General features: G+C 67.7%; 19 protein-coding genes. 10 read left to right on the top strand and 9 right to left on the bottom strand.

Annotated elements, in window-relative coordinates; translation table 11 throughout:
- Positions 1-23: 23 nt before the first annotated feature.
- Both hpaI and ACOABP_RS26710 read left to right on the top strand, forming a co-directional pair.
- A complete protein-coding gene (gene hpaI / locus ACOABP_RS26715; protein ID WP_474228730.1) occupies positions 24-827 on the top strand; it encodes a 4-hydroxy-2-oxoheptanedioate aldolase in 804 nt (267 codons plus the stop codon).
- A gap of 63 nt (positions 828-890) precedes the next feature.
- Positions 891-2,303, top strand: coding sequence for an FAD-binding oxidoreductase (locus ACOABP_RS26710; protein ID WP_474230565.1), 1,413 nt, complete (start codon positions 891-893; stop codon positions 2,301-2,303).
- 133 nt (positions 2,304-2,436) lie between these two features.
- On the opposite strand, the gene ACOABP_RS26705 is transcribed toward ACOABP_RS26710, so the two are convergent.
- Positions 2,437-2,616 carry a CsbD family protein gene (locus ACOABP_RS26705; protein WP_238263277.1) on the bottom strand — a complete coding sequence of 60 codons (180 nt, stop codon included), beginning with the start codon at positions 2,614-2,616 and terminating at the stop codon, positions 2,437-2,439.
- Between the two features lie 322 nt (positions 2,617-2,938).
- Between ACOABP_RS26705 and ACOABP_RS26700 the strand changes: the two genes are divergently transcribed.
- The 5 genes from ACOABP_RS26700 to ACOABP_RS26680 all read left to right on the top strand — a co-directional run bounded on the left by ACOABP_RS26700 (position 2,939) and on the right by ACOABP_RS26680 (position 8,048).
- On the top strand, positions 2,939-3,565 hold the full coding sequence (locus tag ACOABP_RS26700; RefSeq protein ID WP_474228729.1) for an ABC transporter ATP-binding protein: 627 nt from the start codon (positions 2,939-2,941) through the stop codon (positions 3,563-3,565).
- Positions 3,562-4,359, top strand: coding sequence for an ABC transporter permease (locus ACOABP_RS26695; RefSeq protein WP_474228727.1), 798 nt, complete (start codon positions 3,562-3,564; stop codon positions 4,357-4,359). Before ACOABP_RS26700 ends, ACOABP_RS26695 begins: the two co-directional genes overlap by 4 nt.
- Before the next feature lie 315 nt (positions 4,360-4,674).
- Positions 4,675-5,730, top strand: coding sequence for a porin (locus ACOABP_RS26690; RefSeq protein WP_474228725.1), 1,056 nt, complete (start codon positions 4,675-4,677; stop codon positions 5,728-5,730).
- Between the two features lie 153 nt (positions 5,731-5,883).
- Positions 5,884-6,756: a crotonase/enoyl-CoA hydratase family protein gene (locus ACOABP_RS26685; protein ID WP_474228724.1), complete on the top strand. Its 873-nt coding sequence runs from the start codon at positions 5,884-5,886 to the stop codon at positions 6,754-6,756.
- Between the two features lie 68 nt (positions 6,757-6,824).
- Entirely contained in the window at positions 6,825-8,048 is a 1,224-nt protein-coding gene (locus ACOABP_RS26680; RefSeq protein WP_474228722.1) for a M20/M25/M40 family metallo-hydrolase, read from the top strand.
- Between the two features lie 16 nt (positions 8,049-8,064).
- Here ACOABP_RS26680 and ACOABP_RS26675 read toward each other — a convergent pair whose 3' ends face one another.
- The 3 genes from ACOABP_RS26675 to ACOABP_RS26665 are packed head-to-tail and all read right to left on the bottom strand — an operon-like array spanning position 8,065 to position 11,213.
- Positions 8,065-9,324, bottom strand: a complete 1,260-nt coding sequence (locus ACOABP_RS26675; protein ID WP_474228720.1) for an MFS transporter — start codon at positions 9,322-9,324, stop codon at positions 8,065-8,067.
- Position 9,325: 1 nt separating this feature from the next.
- Positions 9,326-9,829: a flavin reductase gene (locus ACOABP_RS26670; RefSeq protein WP_066741540.1), complete on the bottom strand. Its 504-nt coding sequence runs from the start codon at positions 9,827-9,829 to the stop codon at positions 9,326-9,328.
- Positions 9,830-9,842: 13 nt separating this feature from the next.
- Positions 9,843-11,213 (bottom strand): LLM class flavin-dependent oxidoreductase, encoded by a 1,371-nt coding sequence (locus tag ACOABP_RS26665; protein ID WP_474228718.1) that lies wholly within the window; start codon positions 11,211-11,213, stop codon positions 9,843-9,845.
- Between the two features lie 191 nt (positions 11,214-11,404).
- On the opposite strand from ACOABP_RS26665, the gene ACOABP_RS26660 reads away from it, so the two are divergent.
- Positions 11,405-11,971, top strand: a complete 567-nt coding sequence (locus tag ACOABP_RS26660) for a helix-turn-helix domain-containing protein (RefSeq protein ID WP_066741548.1) — start codon at positions 11,405-11,407, stop codon at positions 11,969-11,971.
- Here the strand turns inward: ACOABP_RS26660 and ACOABP_RS26655 are convergent, their stop codons facing one another.
- From ACOABP_RS26655 to ACOABP_RS26635, 5 genes are all read right to left on the bottom strand, one after another.
- Entirely contained in the window at positions 11,972-12,757 is a 786-nt protein-coding gene (locus ACOABP_RS26655; protein ID WP_474228716.1) for a GntR family transcriptional regulator, read from the bottom strand.
- Between the two features lie 99 nt (positions 12,758-12,856).
- Complete coding sequence (locus ACOABP_RS26650; protein WP_474228714.1) at positions 12,857-13,723, bottom strand: isocitrate lyase/PEP mutase family protein; 867 nt, start codon at positions 13,721-13,723, stop codon at positions 12,857-12,859.
- Positions 13,720-14,238: a LeuD/DmdB family oxidoreductase small subunit gene (locus ACOABP_RS26645; RefSeq protein ID WP_474228713.1), complete on the bottom strand. Its 519-nt coding sequence runs from the start codon at positions 14,236-14,238 to the stop codon at positions 13,720-13,722. Before ACOABP_RS26645 ends, ACOABP_RS26650 begins: the two co-directional genes overlap by 4 nt.
- On the bottom strand, positions 14,235-15,509 hold the full coding sequence (locus ACOABP_RS26640; RefSeq protein WP_474228711.1) for a 3-isopropylmalate dehydratase large subunit: 1,275 nt from the start codon (positions 15,507-15,509) through the stop codon (positions 14,235-14,237). The genes ACOABP_RS26645 and ACOABP_RS26640 overlap by 4 nt, the downstream gene beginning before the upstream one ends.
- A 9-nt stretch (positions 15,510-15,518) precedes the next feature.
- Entirely contained in the window at positions 15,519-16,493 is a 975-nt protein-coding gene (locus ACOABP_RS26635; RefSeq protein ID WP_474228710.1) for a Bug family tripartite tricarboxylate transporter substrate binding protein, read from the bottom strand.
- Between the two features lie 401 nt (positions 16,494-16,894).
- Here ACOABP_RS26635 and ACOABP_RS26630 point away from each other — a divergent pair, with 401 nt between their 5' ends.
- Positions 16,895-18,349 (top strand): MFS transporter, encoded by a 1,455-nt coding sequence (locus ACOABP_RS26630; RefSeq protein ID WP_474228709.1) that lies wholly within the window; start codon positions 16,895-16,897, stop codon positions 18,347-18,349.
- Between the two features lie 3 nt (positions 18,350-18,352).
- Complete coding sequence (locus ACOABP_RS26625) at positions 18,353-19,873, top strand: FGGY family carbohydrate kinase (protein ID WP_474228708.1); 1,521 nt, start codon at positions 18,353-18,355, stop codon at positions 19,871-19,873.
- Positions 19,874-19,895: the final 22 nt, after the last annotated feature.

Below are 19,895 nucleotides of genomic sequence, written 5' to 3'. Positions count from 1 at the left end.
CCCGGACCGACAGGAGACACCCCATGCCCGCCCACAACCCGTTCAAGGCCGCCCTGGCCGCCCGCCAGGCCCAGATCGGACTCTGGATGTCCGCCGCCACGCCCTACCTGGCCGAAGTCAGCGCCACGGCCGGCTTCGACTGGCTACTGGTCGACGGCGAACACGCGCCCAACGACGTGCGCTCGATCCTGCAGACGCTGCAGGTGCTGGCCCCGTACCGCTCGCAGCCCGTGGTGCGCGCCGTATCGGGCGAGACCGCGCTGATCAAGCAGTTGCTGGACATCGGCGCCCGCACCCTGCTGATTCCGATGGTGGATACCGCCGAGCAGGCCGCCGCGCTGGTGCGCGCCACGCGCTATCCGCCGTTCGGCGTGCGCGGCGTGGGCAGCGCCGTGGGGCGCGTGTCGCAATGGAGCGCCCGCAAGGACTATCTGGCCGTGGCCGACGACGAGGTCTGCCTGCTGGTGCAGGCCGAGACCGTGACCGCCATGCAGAACCTGGAAGCGATCTGCGCCGTCGACGGCGTGGATGGCGTGTTCATCGGCCCGGCCGACCTGGCCGCGTCGATGGGCCATCGCGGCAATCCGGGACACCCCGAAGTGCAGGCGCAGATCGAGGCCGCCATGCGCACGATCATCGCCAGCGGCAAGGCCGCCGGCACGCTGACTTCAGACAACACGCTCGCGCGTCGATATCTGGAACTGGGCTGCACCTTCGTGGCCACCGGCGTCGACGTGCTGGTCTATGCCAACGCGGCACGCAAGCTCGCCGCCGAATTCCTGCCGGAACGCGCCCAACAGGTGTCCGCGCCCGGTGCCGCCTACTGAGTATCGAAGATGTCCTCGTTGCCTTCCCAAGCCCTGCCCTCCCAAGCCGACCTGCTGCAGGCCATGCTGGTCATCGTCGGTCCCAACGGCTGCCTGACCGACGACGCCGACACCGAGCCGTTCGTCACCGACTATCGCCGCATCTATCGCGGCAAGTCGCCGCTGGTGGTCATGCCCGCCACCACGGAACAGGTCAGCCAGGTGATGGCCTGGTGCCATGAACACAACGTGCCCGTGGTGCCGCAGGGCGGCAATACGTCGCTGATGGGCGGCGCGGTGCCCGACGACAGCGGCACGGCCGTGGTGATCAGCCTGAAGAAGATGAACCGCGTGCTGGCGATCGACACGGTCAACGACACGATGACCGTGGAAGCCGGCGTGACGCTGTCCGGCGCGCGCGCGGCGGCCGACGACGCCCGGCGCCTGTTCCCGCTGCGCATCGGCTCGGAGGGCTCGTGCCAGATCGGCGGCAACCTGTCGACCAACGCGGGCGGCACGGCGGTGCTGCGCTACGGCAACATGCGCGACCTGGTGCTGGGCATCGAGGTGGTGCTGCCCGACGGGCGCATTTTTTCGTCGCTCAAGGGCCTGCGCAAGGACAACACCGGCTACGACCTCAAGCACCTGTTCATCGGTGCCGAAGGCACGCTCGGCATCATCACCGGCGCAGTGCTGAAGCTGATGCCCCAGCCGCGCTCGACCGCCGTGGCGTTCGTGGCCGTGGATGGCCCCGAGGCCGCCGTCAAGCTGCTGGGCGAGGCCCGTGCCGTGTCCGGCGGCGCGGTCACCGCGTTCGAACTGATTTCGGCCCCCGCGCTGGACCTGGTGCTCGAATACCTGGGCGATGTGCCGTCGCCGCTGCAGGGCCGGCACGACTGGATGGTGCTGATCGAGCTGACGTCGGGCACCGACGAGGAAACGCTCAACGGCACGCTGATGGAGATCCTCGAATCGGGCCTGGGTAACGGCTGGGTGGTGGATGCCGCCGTGGCGTCGAGCCTGGCCGACGTACAGCAGTTCTGGCGCATCCGTGAGGAAATCTCGGACGCCCAGACCCGCACCGGCGGCAGCATCAAGTGCGATATCTCGGTGCCGGTGTCGCGCATCGCGCAGTTCATCGGCAAGGCGTCGGCCGAGGTGCTGGCGCTGGAGCCGGCCACGCGCATGGTGATCTACGGCCACATGGGCGACGGCAACGTCCACTTCAACCCGCTGCGCCCGAAGGACCGCGACGCCAGGGAATTCCTGGCCCAGTGGTACAAGCCCGTGTCGGATCTGGTCGATGGGCTGGCCCATGCCGAAAACGGCTCGATCTCGGCCGAGCACGGTATCGGCATCGCCAAGCGCGACGACCTGGGCCGCTACAAGTCGCCCGTGGAGCTGGAACTGATGTGGCAGGTCAAGCGCGCGCTCGATCCGAAGAACCTGCTGAATCCGGGCCGGGTGCTGCCACCGATCGCCGGGCCGGCTGACTGAGCCGGTATGGAACCGACCATTCCCTGCCTGTGATGAATGGGCCGGACATGAGAAAAGCGGAGCCGCAGCCCCGCTTTTCGTGTCATCTGGCGCCGCCCGCGAGAGGCGGCCCCGTCCTGCGCCGGGTGCAGGCCTAGCGCGGGTTCTTCTTCATGTCTTCCTTGGCGTCGCCGTAGGCGGCCTGGGTGCGGCCTGCCACCTGCTGGGCCTTGCCCTTCATTTCCGTGGAAGTCTTGCCTGTCACCTTGCCGGCCAGTTCCTTGGCCTTGCCCTTGGCCTCGTTCATGCGGCCCTTCACCTGGTCCTTGTTCATGATCGCACTCTCCTGATGGGTCGGTTCGTAGGGCGTCCGCGGCTGCGCCCGGGCCCGGCTGGCGGGCGCTGGCACGCAGGCAACGGCGCTACTGGACAGTGTAGAAAGCGCGTGGGGCCCGTCGTGTAGGACATGGCCGCAACCGGCTGTCGGACGGTGCCAATGCGCCCTGCGGCGGCGCCCTCTGCTGGCCCTTGCACTCGCCGCGCGGCCAGCCACAATGGATGCGGGCGACTGCATGCGCCACTTAATCCGCCATTCATCGATTCGCGATACGCTTGCAGCACTTCGCCTTCAATCCGTCTCGCCCCCGCCCCGCCATATGGACGGCCACCTGCATATCCAAGACCTGACCGGCCACGGCCGCGGCCCTTATACCTTCGACGTGACAGGCGGCAAATGCACGGTACTGTCGGGGGCCTCGGGCAGCGGCAAGAGCCTGCTGCTGCGCATGATTGCCGACCTCGACCCCAGCGCCGGCACCGTACGCATCGGCAGCACGCAGCGCGAGGCGCTGAGCGGGCCGGCCTGGCGCCGCGAAGTGACCTATGTGGCGGCCGAATCGGGATGGTGGGCCGACGACGTGCTCAGCCATTTCGAAGAACCCGACTCCCCCGACCACCCCGATACCCGGCTCGCGCGGCTGGCGCGGCAAGTCGGCCTGCGCGACGACATCCTCGCCGCGCGCGTCAGCCATCTTTCCACCGGAGAACGGCAGCGGCTGGCGCTGCTGCGGGCCATTGTCCGCCGTCCGCGCTTCCTGCTGCTCGACGAGCCCACCTCCGCGCTCGATCACGACACCACGCTGGCCGTGGAAGCCGTGCTGCGCGAAGTCATGGCCGAAGGCGTGGGGTTGCTGGTCGTCTCCCATAACACCGACCAGGCCGCGCGCCTGCAGCACGCGCACTGGCGCCTGTGCCCGGGCGGACTGGAGCCCGTGCATCCATGAATCCGATCCTGCTGACAACGGGTGACCTGACGCTGGCCAGCCTGCTGATCGTGGCGGGCGCGGCGCTGTCCGTGGCCATGTCGCTGGGCATCCATCGCGCCCTGCTCTGGGCCGCGGCCCGCATGGTGGTGCAACTGATGCTGGTGGGCCTGGTGCTGCGTGCCGTCTTCGCGCTGTCGTCGCCTTGGCTCACGCTGCTGGTGGTGACGGCCATGGTCTTCGCAGCCGCGCGCGAGGCCGGCAGCCGGCTGGAGCGCCGCTTTGCCCCGCGCTGGCAGATGGCGATCGGGCTGGCATCCGTCAGCGCGCCAACGCTGGTTATCACGGTGCTGGCCCTGGTCACTGCGTTGCGTCCTTCGCCGTGGTACGACGCCCGCCACGCCATTCCGCTGGCCGGCATTATCCTGGGCAACGCCATGAACGCAGCCAGCCTGACGCTGCATGCCACGCTGAACGCGGCGTGGCATCAGCGACAGGCCATCGAGGCCAGGCTGGCACTGGGCGACGACCGCCATGCCGCGTTGCGTCCGATCCTGAGGCAAGCGGTGCGCGGTGGACTGCTGCCTACGATCAATACGATGGCAGCGGCCGGCATCATCACGCTGCCGGGCATCATGACCGGCCAGATCCTGGCCGGGATGGACGCGATGGACGCCGCCCGCTATCAAATCCTGCTGATGTTCCTGCTGGCCGGCGGCAGCATGCTGGCCGTGGTGATGGCCGGCTGGCTGGCCGTCTGGTGCCTGACCGACGAACGGCACCGTCTGCGCCTGGACCGGCTGCACGCACGCTGACCCCCCTTCGGCACCATCACCCAGGCATCGACTGAACCACGAAACCGCTCGCGCCAGTGCGAGCGGCATTGCCGAATTTCTCGCGACATCGGCGCCGAACGTCGCCATCCTCCCTGCCCGCTCAACTGCAACAGCAATAACACGATCGGCATGGCAATTCGTCGAACTGCCATGCCACGACACGTTCCCTTTCACTCGCCTCATCTCAAGTGAGAAAAATCCCACTCGGAGTGACGAAGAAGCGAGCTAAATCAAAGCTGAAAAATCCATGCCTTCCGATCATGGCGGACTCTTTCCCAACCTGGAGAACAAGGCATGAAAATCAAACTGGCAGTGGCGGCTGCAACCACGGTGTTTGCCGTGGGCGCGCAGGCGCAATCGAGCGTGACGCTGTACGGCGTTGTCGATGCTGGCGTGGAATACCTGAACCGGACCGCCGGCGACCACAGCAACGTTCGCATGCAGTCCGGCAACGGCATCACCACCGGATCCTGGTGGGGCCTGCGCGGCTCGGAAGACCTGGGTGGCAGCCTCAAGGGCGTCTTTGTGCTGGAGAGTGGCTTCAACCTGGACACCGGCAAATCGGCCGATAGCCGTCTCTTCAATCGGCAGGCATTCGTGGGGCTGCAGAGCCGGTTCGGCGCCCTGCTGCTGGGCCGCCAGCAGACGCCGATCTACGACTTCACACTGGCGTTCGACCCCATGGCCGCCACCTCGCAGTATTCGATCGTCAATCTCGATCCCTTCATGGCGAGCCGGGCCGACAACGCCATCCAGTACAAGGGCACGTTCGGCGGGCTGACGGCGGCGGCGCTGTACAGCTTCGGCTACGACAACAGCAACGCCTTCGGCATCGGCAGCGGCGAAGTGCCCGGCAACTACAAGAAGGGCCGCGAGTATGCCGCCAGCCTGCGCTACGCGACGGGCCCGTTCGACATTGGCGCGGTCTATGACCTGCGCCAGCCCGACACCCGCGTGAAGGACCAGCGTGCATCGGTGGCGGCCAGCTATGCATTCGGTCCGGCCAAGGTCTTTGCCGGCTATCGCTGGGAAAACACAAGCGGCGCTGGCGCAGCCATCAAGCACAACAATGTCTACTGGCTCGGTCTTGGCTACCAGGCCACGCCGGCCCTGATGCTCAAGGGCGCGGTGTACTACAACGACTGGGCCGGCACCAGTGCCGACCCGATGGTTTTCGTCGCCACGGCCGACTATGCCTTTTCCAAGCGCACCAGCACCTACCTGGACCTGGGCTACGCATGGAACCGCAGCAGCAAAGGCGTTTCGTCGCGCGCCAGCCTGAGCAGCGACAACATCCGGGCAGGCGACAGCCAGTTCGGCGCGATGGTGGGGGTACGCCACCGCTTCTGATCCCTCCGCAGCAAGACACTTTCCAAATTTGCCCGGCCATGTGCCGGGCTTTTTTTTGTCGATGGCCCCGGCGTGTTCCGCGTAGCGGAAGCCCCGCACTGCATCGGCGCCACGGATGCTACGCTGCGGCGACCTCCCACTACGTCCGCGACCATGACCGCCCCGACGCCCCCGACCTTCGAAACGCTCCAGTACGCCGTCCAGCACGGCATCGCCACCATTACGCTGCACCGGCCCGAGAAGATGAACGCCTTCACGCATCAGATGTGCGAAGAGCTGATCGCCGCCTTCGACGCGACCGACAGCGACGACGCGGTACGCGCCGTCGTCGTGACCGGCAGCGGTCGCGCATTTTGCGCAGGCGCCGACCTGTCCGGCGGGGGCGCCACCTTCGACTACGAGAAACGCTACGGCACAACCGGCGTGAAACGCGACGGCGGCGGCCGCGTCGCACTGCGCATCTTCCGCAGCCTCAAGCCGGTCATCGGCGCCGTGAACGGCGCGGCGGTTGGCGTAGGGGTCACCATGCAGTTGCCGATGGACATCCGCATCGCCTCGACCGACGCAAAGTTCGGCCTCGTGTTCGCGCGGCGCGGCATCACGCCGGAGGCAGCGTCGTCATGGTTCCTGTCTCGCGTGGTGGGCATTTCGACCGCCCTCGAATGGTGTTTCTCGGGCCGCGTGTTCAGCGCGCAGGAAGCGCATGAACGCGGACTGGTGCGCTCGCTCCATGCCCCCGGGGACCTGCTTCCCGCTGCCTACGCCATCGCCCGGGAGATTGCCGACAACGCTGCGCCCGTCTCGGTCGCCATGGCGCGGCAAATGATCTGGCGCATGTCCGGTGCGGCGCATCCCATGGACGCCCACAAGCTGGACAGCCGTGCCATCCAGTCGCGCGGCCAGTCGGACGACGCGCGCGAAGGCATCGCGAGCTTCCTCGAAAAGCGCCCCGCCCACTTCCCGAACCGCGTCTCCGACCAGTTGCCGGACTTCTTCGACTGGCAGGGAGAGCCCAACTTCGAGTAAGGCCCGAGGGGCATCAGGGCCGATCTCGTGTATAACGGCCGATGCCCCACTCCACTACCAAGGTACCCATGAAACCATCCCGCCTCGCCCTTGCCGCGCTGCTGTTGTGCGGCGCCCCGCTGTCCTTCGCCGCCGACGCCAACCCCAAGGTCCTGTCCGCCGCCGAGCACTACCGTGGCGACGCGCTGCAACTGCTGGAACGGCTGGTCAACATCGACTCGGGCACCGGAAACGAGGCAGGGCTGGGCCAGGTCGGCACCATCGTCGCCGATGAACTGCGCAAGGCGGGTGCCAGCGTGGAGCCGGTTCCGGCGACGCCGGCGGTGGGCAACAACATCCTCGCCACGTGGAAGGGCACCGGCAAGACCCGCATCCTGCTGATGGCCCACATGGACACCGTCTTCAAGGATGGCACCGCCCGCGCCAAGCCGTTCTACATCAAGGACAAGCGCGCCTACGGCCCCGGCGTGATGGATGACAAGGGTGGCATCGTCGCGGGGTTGTACGCGATGAAGATCCTCCAGCAGCTCGATTTCAAACAGTACGGCCAGGTCACGCTGCTGCTCAACACCAACGAGGAAACGGGTTCCAAGGGCACGCGCGCGCTGATCGAGCGCGAGGCGAAACAGCATGACGTCACCCTCAATCTCGAACCGGGCCGGCCCGCCGACGGACTGGTGGTCTGGCGCAAGGGCAGCGGCACGGCGGAGATCGACGTGAAGGGCAAGGCTGCCCATGCGGGCGTTGCGCCCGAGTCGGGCCGCAATGCTGCTACCGAACTGGCGCACCAGGTGCTGCAGCTCGGCAAGCTCGGGGACAGCGCCAAGCAGACGACCTTCAACATCACAGTGCTCAAGGCTGGCGGCGCCACCAACGTCATCCCCGATCAGGCCACCGCCTACGCGGACCTGCGTGTGGCAGTGCCGGAGGAATTCGACCGGGTGGAGCGCGACATGGCGCGCGTGTCGGCCAACAAGCTGGTGCCCGATACAGAGGTGAAGACGTCGCTGGTACGCGGCTTTCCCCCGATGCCACGCAATGCGGCGTCGGACCAGCTGGCGGCCAGGGCGCAAGCCATCTATGGGGAAATCGGACGCAAGCTTACGCTGGAGGGCAGCGGCGGCGCCGCCGACTCAAGCCTGTCGGCTGGCGTCGGCACGCCCACGCTCGACGGCTTCGGCATCGTGGGAGGCGGCATCCATACGCCAGAAGAGTACGCCGAAGTCGAAAGCGTGGTGCCCCGGCTCTATCTGCTGTCGCGGATGATCATGGAATTGGCCGCCAGCAAGTAACGGCGCCGCCCGCAACTCAGCGCCGGCCGCCGGCCAGCTTGCGTGCATCGGGATGCCCGCGCAGCCGCCACATTGCAATACAGCCAAGCGCCGGGCCGATGGCAAGCATGCCGAAGCCAGCGCGCCAGCCTAGCCAGTCGACCACGTCGGGCACCAGGTGAATGCTCGCCAGCGTCAGCAGGAAGCCCGCGCAGGTTTGCGCGGTCAGCAGCGTGCCGATCGATGACGGCTCGGCCAGTTCGGTGACGCTGGCCGAGAACTGCGCGGAATCGGCAATGACCGACACGCCCCAGACCAGGGCCACCGTCACCAGCACCGCCATCGGGGCGGTATCGAGCCAGCCCATCAGCGCCGCGCAGCTTGCGCTGATGGCCATGGCGCCGATGGTAACGGCCGTGCGGCCCACGCGATCGGCCAGCCATCCGCCCAGCCAGGCGCCCAGCGCGCCGATGGCAATCGCGGCAAACGTCAGCAGTTCTGCCCGGCCCCGCGCATCGGCCATGCCGCGTGCGGCAAACGTCTGCTGCAGAAACAGCGCCAGCCACGCCCACATCGCATAAAGCTCCCACATATGGCCCAGGTAGCCCAGGTTGGCCAGGCGCACCGCCGGCTGGCGCCACGCCTGCGCGATCTTGGCGGGATCGATGCGGGCAGCCTTTCTGAGATTGGGGCCAATCGCCGCCATGCCGATCAGCAGCGCAGCGCCGGCCGCACACGCCGCGGCCACCGCATAGATCGTGCGCCAGTCGGGGCCACCTGCGGCGGGTGCCAGCCAGGCCGCCACCAGATGCGGACTCGCCGATCCCAGCGTCAGCGCGCCCACCAGCAACCCGATCAGCAGGCCCAGGTCAGCCCGCGCCCACGTTGCCGCCAGACGCATGCCCACCGGGTAGACGCCGGCCATGCACATGCCCGTGATAAAGCGCAACGCCACCACCGCCCCGCCCGTGGGTGCGATAAATGCAAGCGTGCCCGTCGCCAGCGCGGCCACCAGTGCCGAGCCGGCGAACAGGCGACGCAGGTCGTAGCGATCGGGCAGCGACAGCAGGGCCGACATCAGCGTGCCGGCCACGAAGCCGAACTGCACGGCACTGGTCAGCAGCGCCTCGTCGAATGCGGAGATCGTCCCGGTGCGCTTGATCAGGGCCACGGCGGTGCTGGCGGAAAACCAGACGCCCATCGCGGCGACCTCGGCCAGCAGCAGGATGGCGATCGAGAACAGCTTGCCGCGCTGGCGCTGCTGCACCGGCGCGGCCGTGGAGGTGGGTGCCGGCATCTCAGGCGGCCGTCGGGTGTGCGACGGTGCCCACCGGATGGAAATCGCGCCCGAAGTAGATCAGCCCCGCCCGTCCGCTGGCGCTGTGCGCGGCCTTCACGGCGCAGAAGAACACCGTATGCGTGCCCACTTCGGTCACCGACGTGATCTCGCAATCGAGCGCGCTGATGGCGCCATGCAGCACCGGCGCGCCCGTGACCAGCTGCATCCACTCGGCGCAGGCAAAGCGCTCGTCGAGCGACAGGTCCTTGTCGGCAAAGCGCATGGCAACGTCGCGCTGCTCGGCGGCGAGTACGTTCACGCAGAGCCGACCGTTCTGGCGGATGGCAGCGTTGTTGCGGCTGGACCGGTTGATGCAGACCAGCAAGGTGGGCGGATCGTCGGTCACCGGGCAGACGGCCGACGCCGTACAGCCGGCCAGCCCGGCCTCGCCGTCCGTGGTGATGACGTTGACGGCGGCACCCAGGCCTGCCATCGCGTCGCGAAAGGTTGTCTTGTCTACCATGATGCTTCTGTCGTTACCGGTTGGCGCCGGTTCCGCGATATTGCGCCGCCGTGTGGGTAGCTGGCAAGCGTGCCGTGCCAAACAGCCTGTCGCGATACGTGCCCGGCTGGTACGCCGTCTTGTAGGCACCGCGCTCCTGCAGCAGCGGCACCACCAGGTCGATCACGTCCTCGAAGCACTCCGGCACCACCGTGCGCGACAGGTTGAAGCCGTCCACGCCGGTTTCCTCGCTCCACCCCATCAGCAGGTCGGCCACATGCTCTGCCGAGCCCACCCACGGCGGCTGGCGGCTGCCCAGCACCATCTGTTCGAGCAGCTTGCGGCGCGTCCACTGCGGGCCGGCGCTGCGCGTCATGGCCTCCACGTTCGACACGATGGCCTGGCTCTTGCCGGTATCGATCGGCTCGTCCAGGTCGTAGCGCGCGAAGTCGATGCCCAGTGACGCCGCCGCATGCACCAGCGCGGCCTCGGAACTGACGTAGCGCCGATACTCCTCGAATTTCTCGCGTGCCTCGGCATCGGTGCGGCCCACCACCAGCGTCGCGCCCAGGAACACCTTTACGTCACCGGCCTGCCGGCCCAGTTGCACGGCCTGCCCGCGGATATCGTCGACGATCTCCTTCACGCCCTCCTTCTTCTGGCCGTTGACGAACACGCACTCGGCGTGCGTGGCGGCAAAGCGGCGGCCGCGCGTCGACGAGCCGGCCTGGTACAGCACCGGCGTACGCTGCGGCGACGGCGCGCACAGGTGCATGGCGTCAACCTTGTACTGCGGGCCATGATGATGGATCACGCGCACTTTTCCGGGGTCGGCATAGACGCCGGCCGTGCGGTCGGCCACCACGGCATCATCGTCCCAGCTGCCTTCCCAGAGCTTGTAGACCAGCGCCATGTACTCGTCGGCCAGGTCATAGCGGTCGTCGTGCGCCACCTGGCCGTCGATGCCGATGGCCCGCGCCGCGCTGTCCAGGTAGCCGGTGACGATGTTCCAGCCGATCCGTCCGCCGGTCAGGTGGTCCAGCGTGGACATGCGGCGCGCAAACAGGAACGGCTGCTCGTAGGTGAGATTGGCGGTAACGCCAAAGCCCAGGTGCCGCGTCACGGCCGCCATGGCCGGTATCACCAGCGTCGGGTCGTTGACCGGCACTTGCACCGCGCCGCGCAACGCTGCGTCGGGGCTGGCGCCATGGACGTCGTAGACGCCCACCACATCGGCAAAAAAGATGCCGTCGAACAGGCCGCGCTCCAGCGTTCTGGCGTAGTCCATCCAGTACTGAAGCTCGGCATAGCGGTGCGACTGGTCGCGCGGGTGGGTCCACATGCCCTGCTGGATGTGGCCGACACAATGCATGTCGAAGGCGTTCAGGCGAATTTCACGCGGCATGGGGGCGGCTCCGGGGTGACATGGCGAGTCTGGTTTTCATCCACTATAGTGGACAAAAGAGCATCATCGTGAGGATTTCGAGATACGCGTTAACCCTCGACCCGTGATACCGATCCTATAATCCGCCGTTGGGTTGCCCCCTCTCCTGCAAGTGGGAGAAGGGCGAAAACAATCTTCATTGCCTCGCCACCATGAGCCGCCTGCCTGACGATCCCACCACCGCCATTTCCGCCCGTGTGCGCATCGAGCGCGAATCGCGCGGCTGGTCGCTGGCGGAACTGGCGGATCGATCCGGGGTATCCAAGGCGATGATCAGCAAGATCGAACGTGGCGAGGCCAGCCCCACGGCTACCGTGCTGGGACGCCTGTCAGGGGCCTTCGGGCTGCAATTGTCGATGCTGCTGGCGCTGGCCGAACAGGCCGGCGAGCGCCTGAGCCGGGCCGCCGAGCAGCCGGTGTGGCAGGACCCCGAAACGGGCTACACCCGCCGCGCGGTGTCGCCGCGCAATGGCGGCATGCTGGAACTGGTGGAAGTCACGCTGCCCGGACACGCGCGGGTGTCCTACCCGTCGTCGGCCTTCACGTTCCAGCACCAGCAGATCTGGGTGCTTGACGGCACGCTGGTCTTCGAGGAAGGCGAACTCGCACACACGCTGGCCGCTGGCGACTGTCTGCAGCTTGGGCCGCCCGCGCCCTGCACCTTTATCAACCCCGGCCCGGACGCCTGCGTCTACGTGGTGGCGCTGGTGCGCCGCTGATCAGGGCTGGTCGGCGTCGATCCACACGCGCGTGGACGCCCCGGCGCGCGTCAGCCGCATCTGGTAGGTATAGCGCTCCGGATGGTAGAGACCCACCAGGAACTGCACCGGGCGGCCGTTTGCGTCGGATGCCACGCGCGACACGCGCAGCAATGGCACGCCCGGCGCGATGCGGAAGATGCGCGCCACGTCCAGGTCGGCCACGGCAGCGCCCAGCGTCTGTTCGGCCGATACCACCTCGATGCCGTGCTGCTCCAGCGCCACGAGCATCGGTGTGTCCTGCAGCGTATGGCGGTCCAGCGCGCCGGCCAGGTCGTCGGGCACGAACACTTCGGTATAGGAAATTGGCTGCGCCTTGAACTTGCGCACTCGCACCACCTTGAGCACGGGCGCGGCGGGCGGCAGGGCCAGCGCGGCGCTGACGGCGGGCGGCGCCGCCATGCGCTTCCATTCCAGCACCTGCACGCGCGTACGCATGCTGACGCTGACGATGTTGTCGAGCAGGCCGCCTCGCACGGTCTGTACGGCGGCCTCGGGCTGCGCCGCGTTGCGCGCAATCGGCACCGTGCCCTTGCCGCGCAGCCGCATTACCAGCCCTTCTTCCTGCAGCCGCGCCAGTGCCGACCGCACCGTGACGCGCGCCACGCCGAATTCCTCGGCCAGCTGGCGTTCGCCGGGCAGCGGCAGGCCCGTTGCGTAGTGGCCGCCGCGAATGCGCTCGCGCAGGATCAGGCGAACCTGCTGGAAGCGCGGCAGCGAGGTCAGCGGGGCATGGGCATCAAGCATCGGAGAGGCGGCAAACAGGCAGCGTGGGCCGGGAAATGAGGGACGATGCCGCCACGGTACGCGTGCCGCCCCGGTCAGGCAAGCACGCGGTGCGCTGCGTTACTCGTACTGCTTGCCCAGCGCCAGCATCTCCGGCGTGCCGATCACGCCGTTGAGCGCCTGGAAGGACAGCATCTTGTCCAGGTACGGCGTGGTGGTGCCGTTGGCATGCAGGCTTGCCAGGTAGTCGCGCAGCGCAAAGCTCAGCGCCCGCACGGTGCCCCCCGGGAAGATCACGATGCGGAAGCCGATTTCCTCCAGCTCGCCCGCCGGCAGCACGGGCGTCTTGCCGCCTTCCACCATATTGGCAAGCAGCGGTGCGCGCTTGCCCAGGCGGGCGATGGCCGCGGTCATGTCCTCGCGGCTGCGCAGCGCTTCCACGAACAGCACATCGGCGCCGGCCTCGGCATACAGCTCGGCGCGCGCCAGCGCCGCTTCCATGCCCTCCACGGCCACGGCGTCGGTGCGCGCGATGATCAACGTGTTTTCGTCGCGGCGGGCATCGCAGGCCGCGCGGATCTTGCCCGCCATCTCGGCGGCGCTGATCACGGTCTTGCCGTCCAGGTGGCCGCAGCGCTTTGGCATCGACTGGTCTTCGAGCTGGATGGCCGTGGCGCCGGCCCGCTCCAGCACGCGCACGGTCTGCATCACGTTCAGCGCGTTGCCAAAGCCGGTATCGGCATCAACGATCAGCGGCAGCGCCGGGCAACGCTCACGGATATTGCGCGTGACCGAGGCCACGTCTTCCAGCGACAGGAAGCCGATATCGGGCCGCCCCAGCCGCGTGTAGGCGATGCTGGCGCCGGACAGGTAGGCGGCCTGGAAGCCGGCCTGTTCGACCAACAGGGCCGAAAACGCGTCGTAGACGCCCGGTGCGGTCACGATGCCGGTGCCTTGCAGGCGTTGCTTCAGCGTCATTGCAGTCATTGCACTTCCTCGTTCACGGAAAGTTGGCCCGACGCGATCCGGCGCGCCAGGTGCGGGACCAGTCCGCCATCGCGGATCATGGCCACCAGATGCGGGGGCACCGGCTCGCATTGCAGCGCCGGTGCGTTCTCGATATAGACCTGGGCCGAGTCGATCTCGCACCCCGCGCGCACGCCGGGCGTTACCGGCGGCAGCGCCGGACAGGTCAGCAGCGGCAGGCCAAGATTGAAGCCATTGCGATAGAACAGCCCGGCGAACGACGGCGCGACGACCGCCACCACGCCCAGGTGGCGCAAGACTTCCACCGCCTGCTCGCGCGACGACCCCGCACCGAAGTTGCGCCCGCCAAAAACGATGTCGCCCGGGCGCACCTGCGCCGCGAACGACGGGTCCACGGCTTCCATGCAATGGCGCGCGATCTCGTCGATACCGAACTTCATGTAGGCGCCTGGCGCCAGCAGGTCGGTGTTGATATCGTCACCGAACACCCAGGCCCGGCCGGAGAATTGACTCATGCCAGCACCTCCCGCGGATCGGCAATGCGGCCGGCGATGGCCGAAGCGGCCACCGTGTACGGCGAGCCGAGATAGACCTGCGACGATGCCGCGCCCATGCGTCCCTTGAAATTGCGCGCCGTGGCGCTGATCACCACGGTGTCTTCGCCAAACCGGTGCTCGCCGTAGCCCGCGCATGCGCCGCAGGCATTGGGCAGCAGTTCGGCGCCGGCGTCGGTCAGCGCTGCCAGCGTGCCCTCCTGCGCGGCGCGCTGCTGGTCGGCGGCACTGGCCGGCGCCACCAGCAGACGCGTGCCGCTTGCCACGCGCTTGCCGCGCAGTACCTGCGCCGCCATGCGCAGGTCATCCAGCTTGGCGCCGGTACATGCGCCGATATAGGCGATGTCGATACCCACGCTGCCGAACGCATCCACATCGTCGGCATTGGCCGGCGTGTGCGGGCGCGACACCTGCGGCGCCAGCGTTGCCGCGTCGAAGTCATGCACGGCCAGGCACGCCGCGTCGGCATCGGACTGCCAGCTGTCGATATCGATGGCATCTGCCGGCGCACCGGCAGCCAGCAGCCAATCGCGCGTGATGGCGTCGGGCGCGACGAGCCCCACCTGCCCGCCCAGTTCGGCGGTCATGTTCGACAGCGTCATGCGCTCCTGCATCGACAGGGCTGCCACGGCGTCGCCGGTATATTCCACGGCCTGGTACTGTCCGCCATCCATGCCGAAGCGCGTGCACATGCGCAGCATCATGTCCTTGGCCGAAACGCCGGCACCCAGGCGGCCATGCCAGCGCATGCGGATGGTCTGCGGCACGCGCACCCAGATCTCGCCTGTGACCAGCACGCCAAGCATCTCGGTGGCCCCGATGCCGAACATGTACGCACCGAACGCGCCGCCGGTGGACGAATGGCTGTCGCCACCCACCGCGAACATGCCCGGGCGCAGATAGCCCTTCTGCGGCACCACCACGTGGCAGATGCCTTCCATGTCGTGGAAACGCACCACGCCTTCGTCGCGCGCCCAGTCGCGTGCGATCTGCACGATCCTGCGGCTGTCGGCGTCATGCGCGGGCACGTAGTGGTCGGTCACCAGCACCACCTTGCCCGGGTCCCACACCTTCGCGCCGAGCTTCTCCAGCATCGGCTTCACACGACGCGGACCGCCGGAGTCGTGCATCATCGCCAGATCCACGCGACACGTGACAATCTCGCCGGGCGCCACGTCGGCCCGGCCTGCGGCCCTGGCCAACAGCTTCTGCGCCAATGTCTGGCCCATCATTGCTATTCCTTACTCCACTTTGGTACCGGACGCCTGGATCACCTTCGCCCAGTGCTGGATATCGCTGCGCACGAACGCGCCGAACGCCTGCGGCGTCATGCTGACGGCCGTGGCCGCCTCGGTTTCCATGCGCTTCTTGTAGGCCGGGTCCTCGACGGCCACCTTCACCGCGCGATAGAGCTGGTCGGTCACCGACGAGGGCAGCCTGGCCGGACCGAACAGGCCGAACCACGCCGACGACTCGAAGCCCTTCACGGTCTGCCCGATCGGGGGCACGCCCGGGAACTGCGGCAGCGCTTCCTTGCTGCTGACGCCCAGGAACTTCAGCGTGCCCGACTTCAGGTGCGGCAGCACGTTCACGGTGCTGGCGAACATCAGGTCCACGGTGTTGTTGCCCAGCACGTCGGTCAGCGCCGGGTTGGTGCCCTTGTACGGGACGTTCACGATGTCGGTGCCCGTGGCCAGCTTGAACTGCTCGCTTGCCAGATGCAGCGACGAGCCCTGCGCGCCAATCGCGAACGTGAGCTTGCCGGGGTTCTTCTTCGCGTACTCGATCAGGCCCGCGGTGTTGTCGAACGGCACGCCCTTGCGGGCCACCAGCACGCTGGGCACGCGCGCCACCATCGTGATCGGCGTGAAGTCCTTGACCGGATCGAACGGCAGGTTCTTGTAGAGCGACGCGTTGATGGTATGGCCCGTGAAACTCATCAGCAGCGTGCTGCCGTCCGGGGTGGCGCGTGCCACGTACTGCGCGGCGATATTGCCGCCGGCACCGGGGCGGTTGTCCACCACCACCGTGCGGTGCAGCGTGTCGCCCAGCGAGCGGGCAATCAGACGCGCCAACGCGTCGGTGGTGCCGCCGGCCGGGCTGCCCACCACGATGGTGATGGGCTTGTCCTGGGCCGCAGCGTGCTGCACCGGCGCCAATCCTGCAAACATGGCCAGCGTCGCGCCGGCCAGGAGCTTTCTTCGACTGATCAACATCTGTGTCTCCGCCTCTGTGTACTTCCTGTGGGGTTCAGGCGGACTCTATGCCCCCCGGCCGGGTCACTCAATGGAACCAGCTGGTCCTATCCACGGGACCAGTCGGCGCGCCAGTTGTACAGACATTGTCGGCCCCGCCTGGCTGGCAGCCAGGCGCATGCCGCGCCGGCGGCATCCGAAAGCGCGCCATGGTACACAGACATGGCACAAGGCAATGCAACGGATCGTAAAGGCACAACGAGAAGGCGCTGTCGCGGCATGCCGGGTTTTCCCGGTTGACACTGCCGGCCCGAAGCCATACATTGGCCGGGCAGATTCAGATACGAGACCATCTGTAGGATGGTCTCATAGCGTGTGCAGTTTGCTGCGGCCTCTTACAGAACTACAAAAAGGAGACCGCCGTGCAACCCACTGCCATCAAGATCCGTGGCATCGACGATGTCATCGCCTTCATAGATTCCTGTCCTGGCATTCGCGGCCGCGCCGGCGTCATCTGGTGGCTGGCCCTCGGCGGACTGTTTCTCGACGCCTTCTCCAATTCCGCACTCAGCGCCGGCCTCGGGCCGATGACGCGCAACCTGCAGCTGGAACCGGCGCAGGTGGCACTGCTTACGTCGTTCGCCTCGTGGGTCGCCATCGCCTTCAATCCCATCGGCGGCTGGATGGCCGACCGCTGGGGCCGGGTCAGGCCGCTGATCCTGGCGAAGGTGTTCGCCGTCACGGGCGCCCTGATCGTGGTATTCGCCCCCGATTTCAACGCAATCCTGGTGGGCCGGTTCTTTGTCGGCGCCGCGTATGGCATCGACTTCGCCATTGCCATGGCGGTGCTGGCCGAATTCACGCCGGTCAAGTTGAAGAGCCGCCTCAACACCTGGCAGGGCATGTGGTACACGGCCGTCTGCCTGAACCTGGTGCTGGCGCTGCTGTTCTACTCGTGGAACGTGGGCGATGCGATCTGGCGCTACTCGGTAGCGGCCACCGCCGTGTTCGGCGTCGGCATCCTGCTGCTGCAGGTGCTGTTCCTGGTGGAAAGCCCCACGTGGCTGGCCCGCAAGGAGCGCCTGGAAGCCGCCGCGCAGGCCATGACGCGCATCTACGGCCGCCCGTTCGTGGCCGCGTCGCCGTCCGAGCGCATTCCCGTCACCAACCTGGCGCGCCGCGGCCTGGCTAACGTATTGCTGATCTTCCGTGGCATCTACCTGCCGCGCACCATTCTGGCGGCCACCGTGCAGATCGGCCAGTCGATCCAGTATTTCGGCATCGGCTGGTACCTGCCCCTGATCAGCGCCGCGCTGTTCGGCAAGGATTTTGTCTACGCCACGATTGGCGCGCTGGTGTTCAATGTCTGCGGCATCTTCGGCGGCTTCCTGTCGCCGGCCATCGCACGCAAGCTCGGCCTGCGCCGCGCGTCGGCGTTTGGTTTCGCTGCCGTGTTCGTGATGCTGCTGATCCTGGGGCTGTTCAACGGCAAGATGCCCACGTGGGTGGCGGTCGTGGTGCCGTCGCTGTTCATCCTGTTCCACTCCGGCGGCCCCGGCGCCAATGGCAAGAGCCTGTCATCGCTGTCGTTCCGCAGCGAGTTGCGTGCCGGCGCCAATGGCGTGATCGGCGCGCTGGGCGCCATCGGCGCCGCGCTGGGCCTGCTCGTCTTCCCGCTGTTCCGCGCCCGCTACGGGCTCGAAACCACTTTCCTGATCCTTTCCGTCGTGCCGCTGGTAGCCAGCATCATCTGCTTCATGATTCGCTGGGACCCGACGCGCACGGCCATTCATCCCGATAACGAGGCCAACGCGCCGCAGTTCCGTGGCGATACGCGCGACGGCGCCGGCTTCATGCATCCCGCCACCGAGAAGTAATTCATGCAAAACAGGAACGTCATCCTCGCCATCGACGAGGGCACGTCCGGCACGCGGGCCGCGGTCGTGGCCGCCGATGGTCATGTGTCCTGCCTGGCCTACACGCCACTGCAGGTCGATTCGCCCCGCCCCGGCGTGGTGGAGCAGGACGCCAACGTGCTGCTGGAAAAGACGCTCGACGTCTGCCGCGACACGCTCGCCCAGGCCAGCCGTGAAGGCCTGCGCGTGGTGGCGCTGGCCGTAGCCACGCAGCGCGCCACGGGCGTGCTGTGGGACACACGGACCGGCCGCGCCCTGGTGCCGGCCATGGTCTGGCAGGACACCCGCTATGCCGCCGACCTGGACCAGCTTGCCGGCGAATGGGACCCGCGCCTGCGCACCCGCGTGGGCCGGCCATCCGGCGTGCGTTCACCCTACCTGTGGGCCGCCCGGCACCTGCGCGACACGCCGGCCGTGGCCGCAGCCTGGCGCGCCCGCCGGCTGGCCTTCGGCACGGTCGACAGCTGGCTGCTGTGGCATCTGTCCACGCAGCGCGCCTGCGTGACCACGCCCACCAACGCCACATCGCGCAGCGCCTATGTACTGGGCGAGCACCGCTACCTGACCGAATGGGTCGAGGCGCTCGATTTTCCGCCCGAACTGCTGCCCGAACTACGCCAGGACGCCGACGACTTCGGCCGCACGCGTGCCGACCTGCTTGGCATCGACGTGCCGATCCTGGCCTGCGCCGGCGACCAGCTGGCCGGCGCGGTCGGGCTGGGCTGCCTCGATGCCGGCCAGTCGATGTGCCTGCACGGCACCGGCAGCTTCGTCGACCTGGTGCTGGGCCCAACCCTGCCCACCCGCAGCGGCCAGTCCGACAGCACGCTGACCATGACCGCGCGGCGTTGCCAGGACGTGTCGCATTTTTCGGTCGAGACATTCGTCGCCACCACCGGCTCGGCACTGAACTGGGTCTGCGACAAGCTGCACTGGTTCGACAACGCAAAACAGATCAGCGCGCTGGCCGCCACCGTGCCGTCGTCGCGTGGCGTCACCTTCATTCCGGCGCTGACCGGGCTGCGCGTGCCGCAGATGCAGCCCGAGGCGCGCGCCGCGCTCAACGGCGTGTCGATGGCGACCACGCAGGCCGAGATCGCCCACGCCATCCTGGAAGGCATCGCGCATTCGGTGGCCTCGTGCATCGACGCCAACCGCGAGATCGCCGGCATTCCGGTGACCGAACTGGTCGTGGGCGGCGGGCTGTCGGGCAGCGACACGCTGCTGCAGATGCAGGCCGACCTGACCGGCCTGCCGATCCATCGCATGCAGGAAACCGAGCGCGCCAGCCTGCGCGGCATTGCCTGGCTGGCCGGTGCGTCCGGCCTGCTGTGGGATTCGCTCGACCAGGCACGCACCACGAACGAGCCCGACGCGGTGTTCACCCCGCGTGTGGGCGCCGACGAGCGCGCCGGGCGGCGTGCGCTGTGGCATGCCCGCGTGGCATCCGAACTCAACCATGTGCAGGCATTTGCCACGCACTGACCTGCCAGGAGAAGCAAGCAAC

It is taken from the genome of Cupriavidus sp. HE11 (assembly GCF_056097175.1).
The sequence above is the reverse complement of the archived record's forward strand: the minus strand, read 5'-3'. Positions and strand labels throughout refer to the sequence as shown.

Bases quoted from the DNA above. Each gene is read 5' to 3' on its own strand.
- ACOABP_RS26710 (WP_474230565.1), top strand. From the start codon at position 891: ATGCTGGTCATCGTCGGTCCCAACGGCTGCCTGACCGACGACGCCGAC.
- ACOABP_RS26655 (WP_474228716.1), bottom strand. From the start codon at position 12,757: ATGCTTGATGCCCATGCCCCGCTGACCTCGCTGCCGCGCTTCCAGCAG.
- ACOABP_RS26705 (WP_238263277.1), bottom strand. From the start codon at position 2,616: ATGAACAAGGACCAGGTGAAGGGCCGCATGAACGAGGCCAAGGGCAAG.
- ACOABP_RS26650 (WP_474228714.1), bottom strand. From the start codon at position 13,723: ATGACTGCAATGACGCTGAAGCAACGCCTGCAAGGCACCGGCATCGTG.
- ACOABP_RS26670 (WP_066741540.1), bottom strand. From the start codon at position 9,829: ATGGTAGACAAGACAACCTTTCGCGACGCGATGGCAGGCCTGGGTGCC.
- ACOABP_RS26695 (WP_474228727.1), top strand. From the start codon at position 3,562: ATGAATCCGATCCTGCTGACAACGGGTGACCTGACGCTGGCCAGCCTG.
- ACOABP_RS26675 (WP_474228720.1), bottom strand. From the start codon at position 9,324: ATGCCGGCACCCACCTCCACGGCCGCGCCGGTGCAGCAGCGCCAGCGC.
- ACOABP_RS26625 (WP_474228708.1), top strand. From the start codon at position 18,353: ATGCAAAACAGGAACGTCATCCTCGCCATCGACGAGGGCACGTCCGGC.
- ACOABP_RS26680 (WP_474228722.1), top strand. From the start codon at position 6,825: ATGAAACCATCCCGCCTCGCCCTTGCCGCGCTGCTGTTGTGCGGCGCC.
- ACOABP_RS26660 (WP_066741548.1), top strand. From the start codon at position 11,405: ATGAGCCGCCTGCCTGACGATCCCACCACCGCCATTTCCGCCCGTGTG.
- hpaI (WP_474228730.1), top strand. From the start codon at position 24: ATGCCCGCCCACAACCCGTTCAAGGCCGCCCTGGCCGCCCGCCAGGCC.
- ACOABP_RS26640 (WP_474228711.1), bottom strand. From the start codon at position 15,509: ATGATGGGCCAGACATTGGCGCAGAAGCTGTTGGCCAGGGCCGCAGGC.
- ACOABP_RS26685 (WP_474228724.1), top strand. From the start codon at position 5,884: ATGACCGCCCCGACGCCCCCGACCTTCGAAACGCTCCAGTACGCCGTC.
- ACOABP_RS26645 (WP_474228713.1), bottom strand. From the start codon at position 14,238: ATGAGTCAATTCTCCGGCCGGGCCTGGGTGTTCGGTGACGATATCAAC.
- ACOABP_RS26665 (WP_474228718.1), bottom strand. From the start codon at position 11,213: ATGCCGCGTGAAATTCGCCTGAACGCCTTCGACATGCATTGTGTCGGC.
- ACOABP_RS26690 (WP_474228725.1), top strand. From the start codon at position 4,675: ATGAAAATCAAACTGGCAGTGGCGGCTGCAACCACGGTGTTTGCCGTG.
- ACOABP_RS26700 (WP_474228729.1), top strand. From the start codon at position 2,939: ATGGACGGCCACCTGCATATCCAAGACCTGACCGGCCACGGCCGCGGC.
- ACOABP_RS26635 (WP_474228710.1), bottom strand. From the start codon at position 16,493: ATGTTGATCAGTCGAAGAAAGCTCCTGGCCGGCGCGACGCTGGCCATG.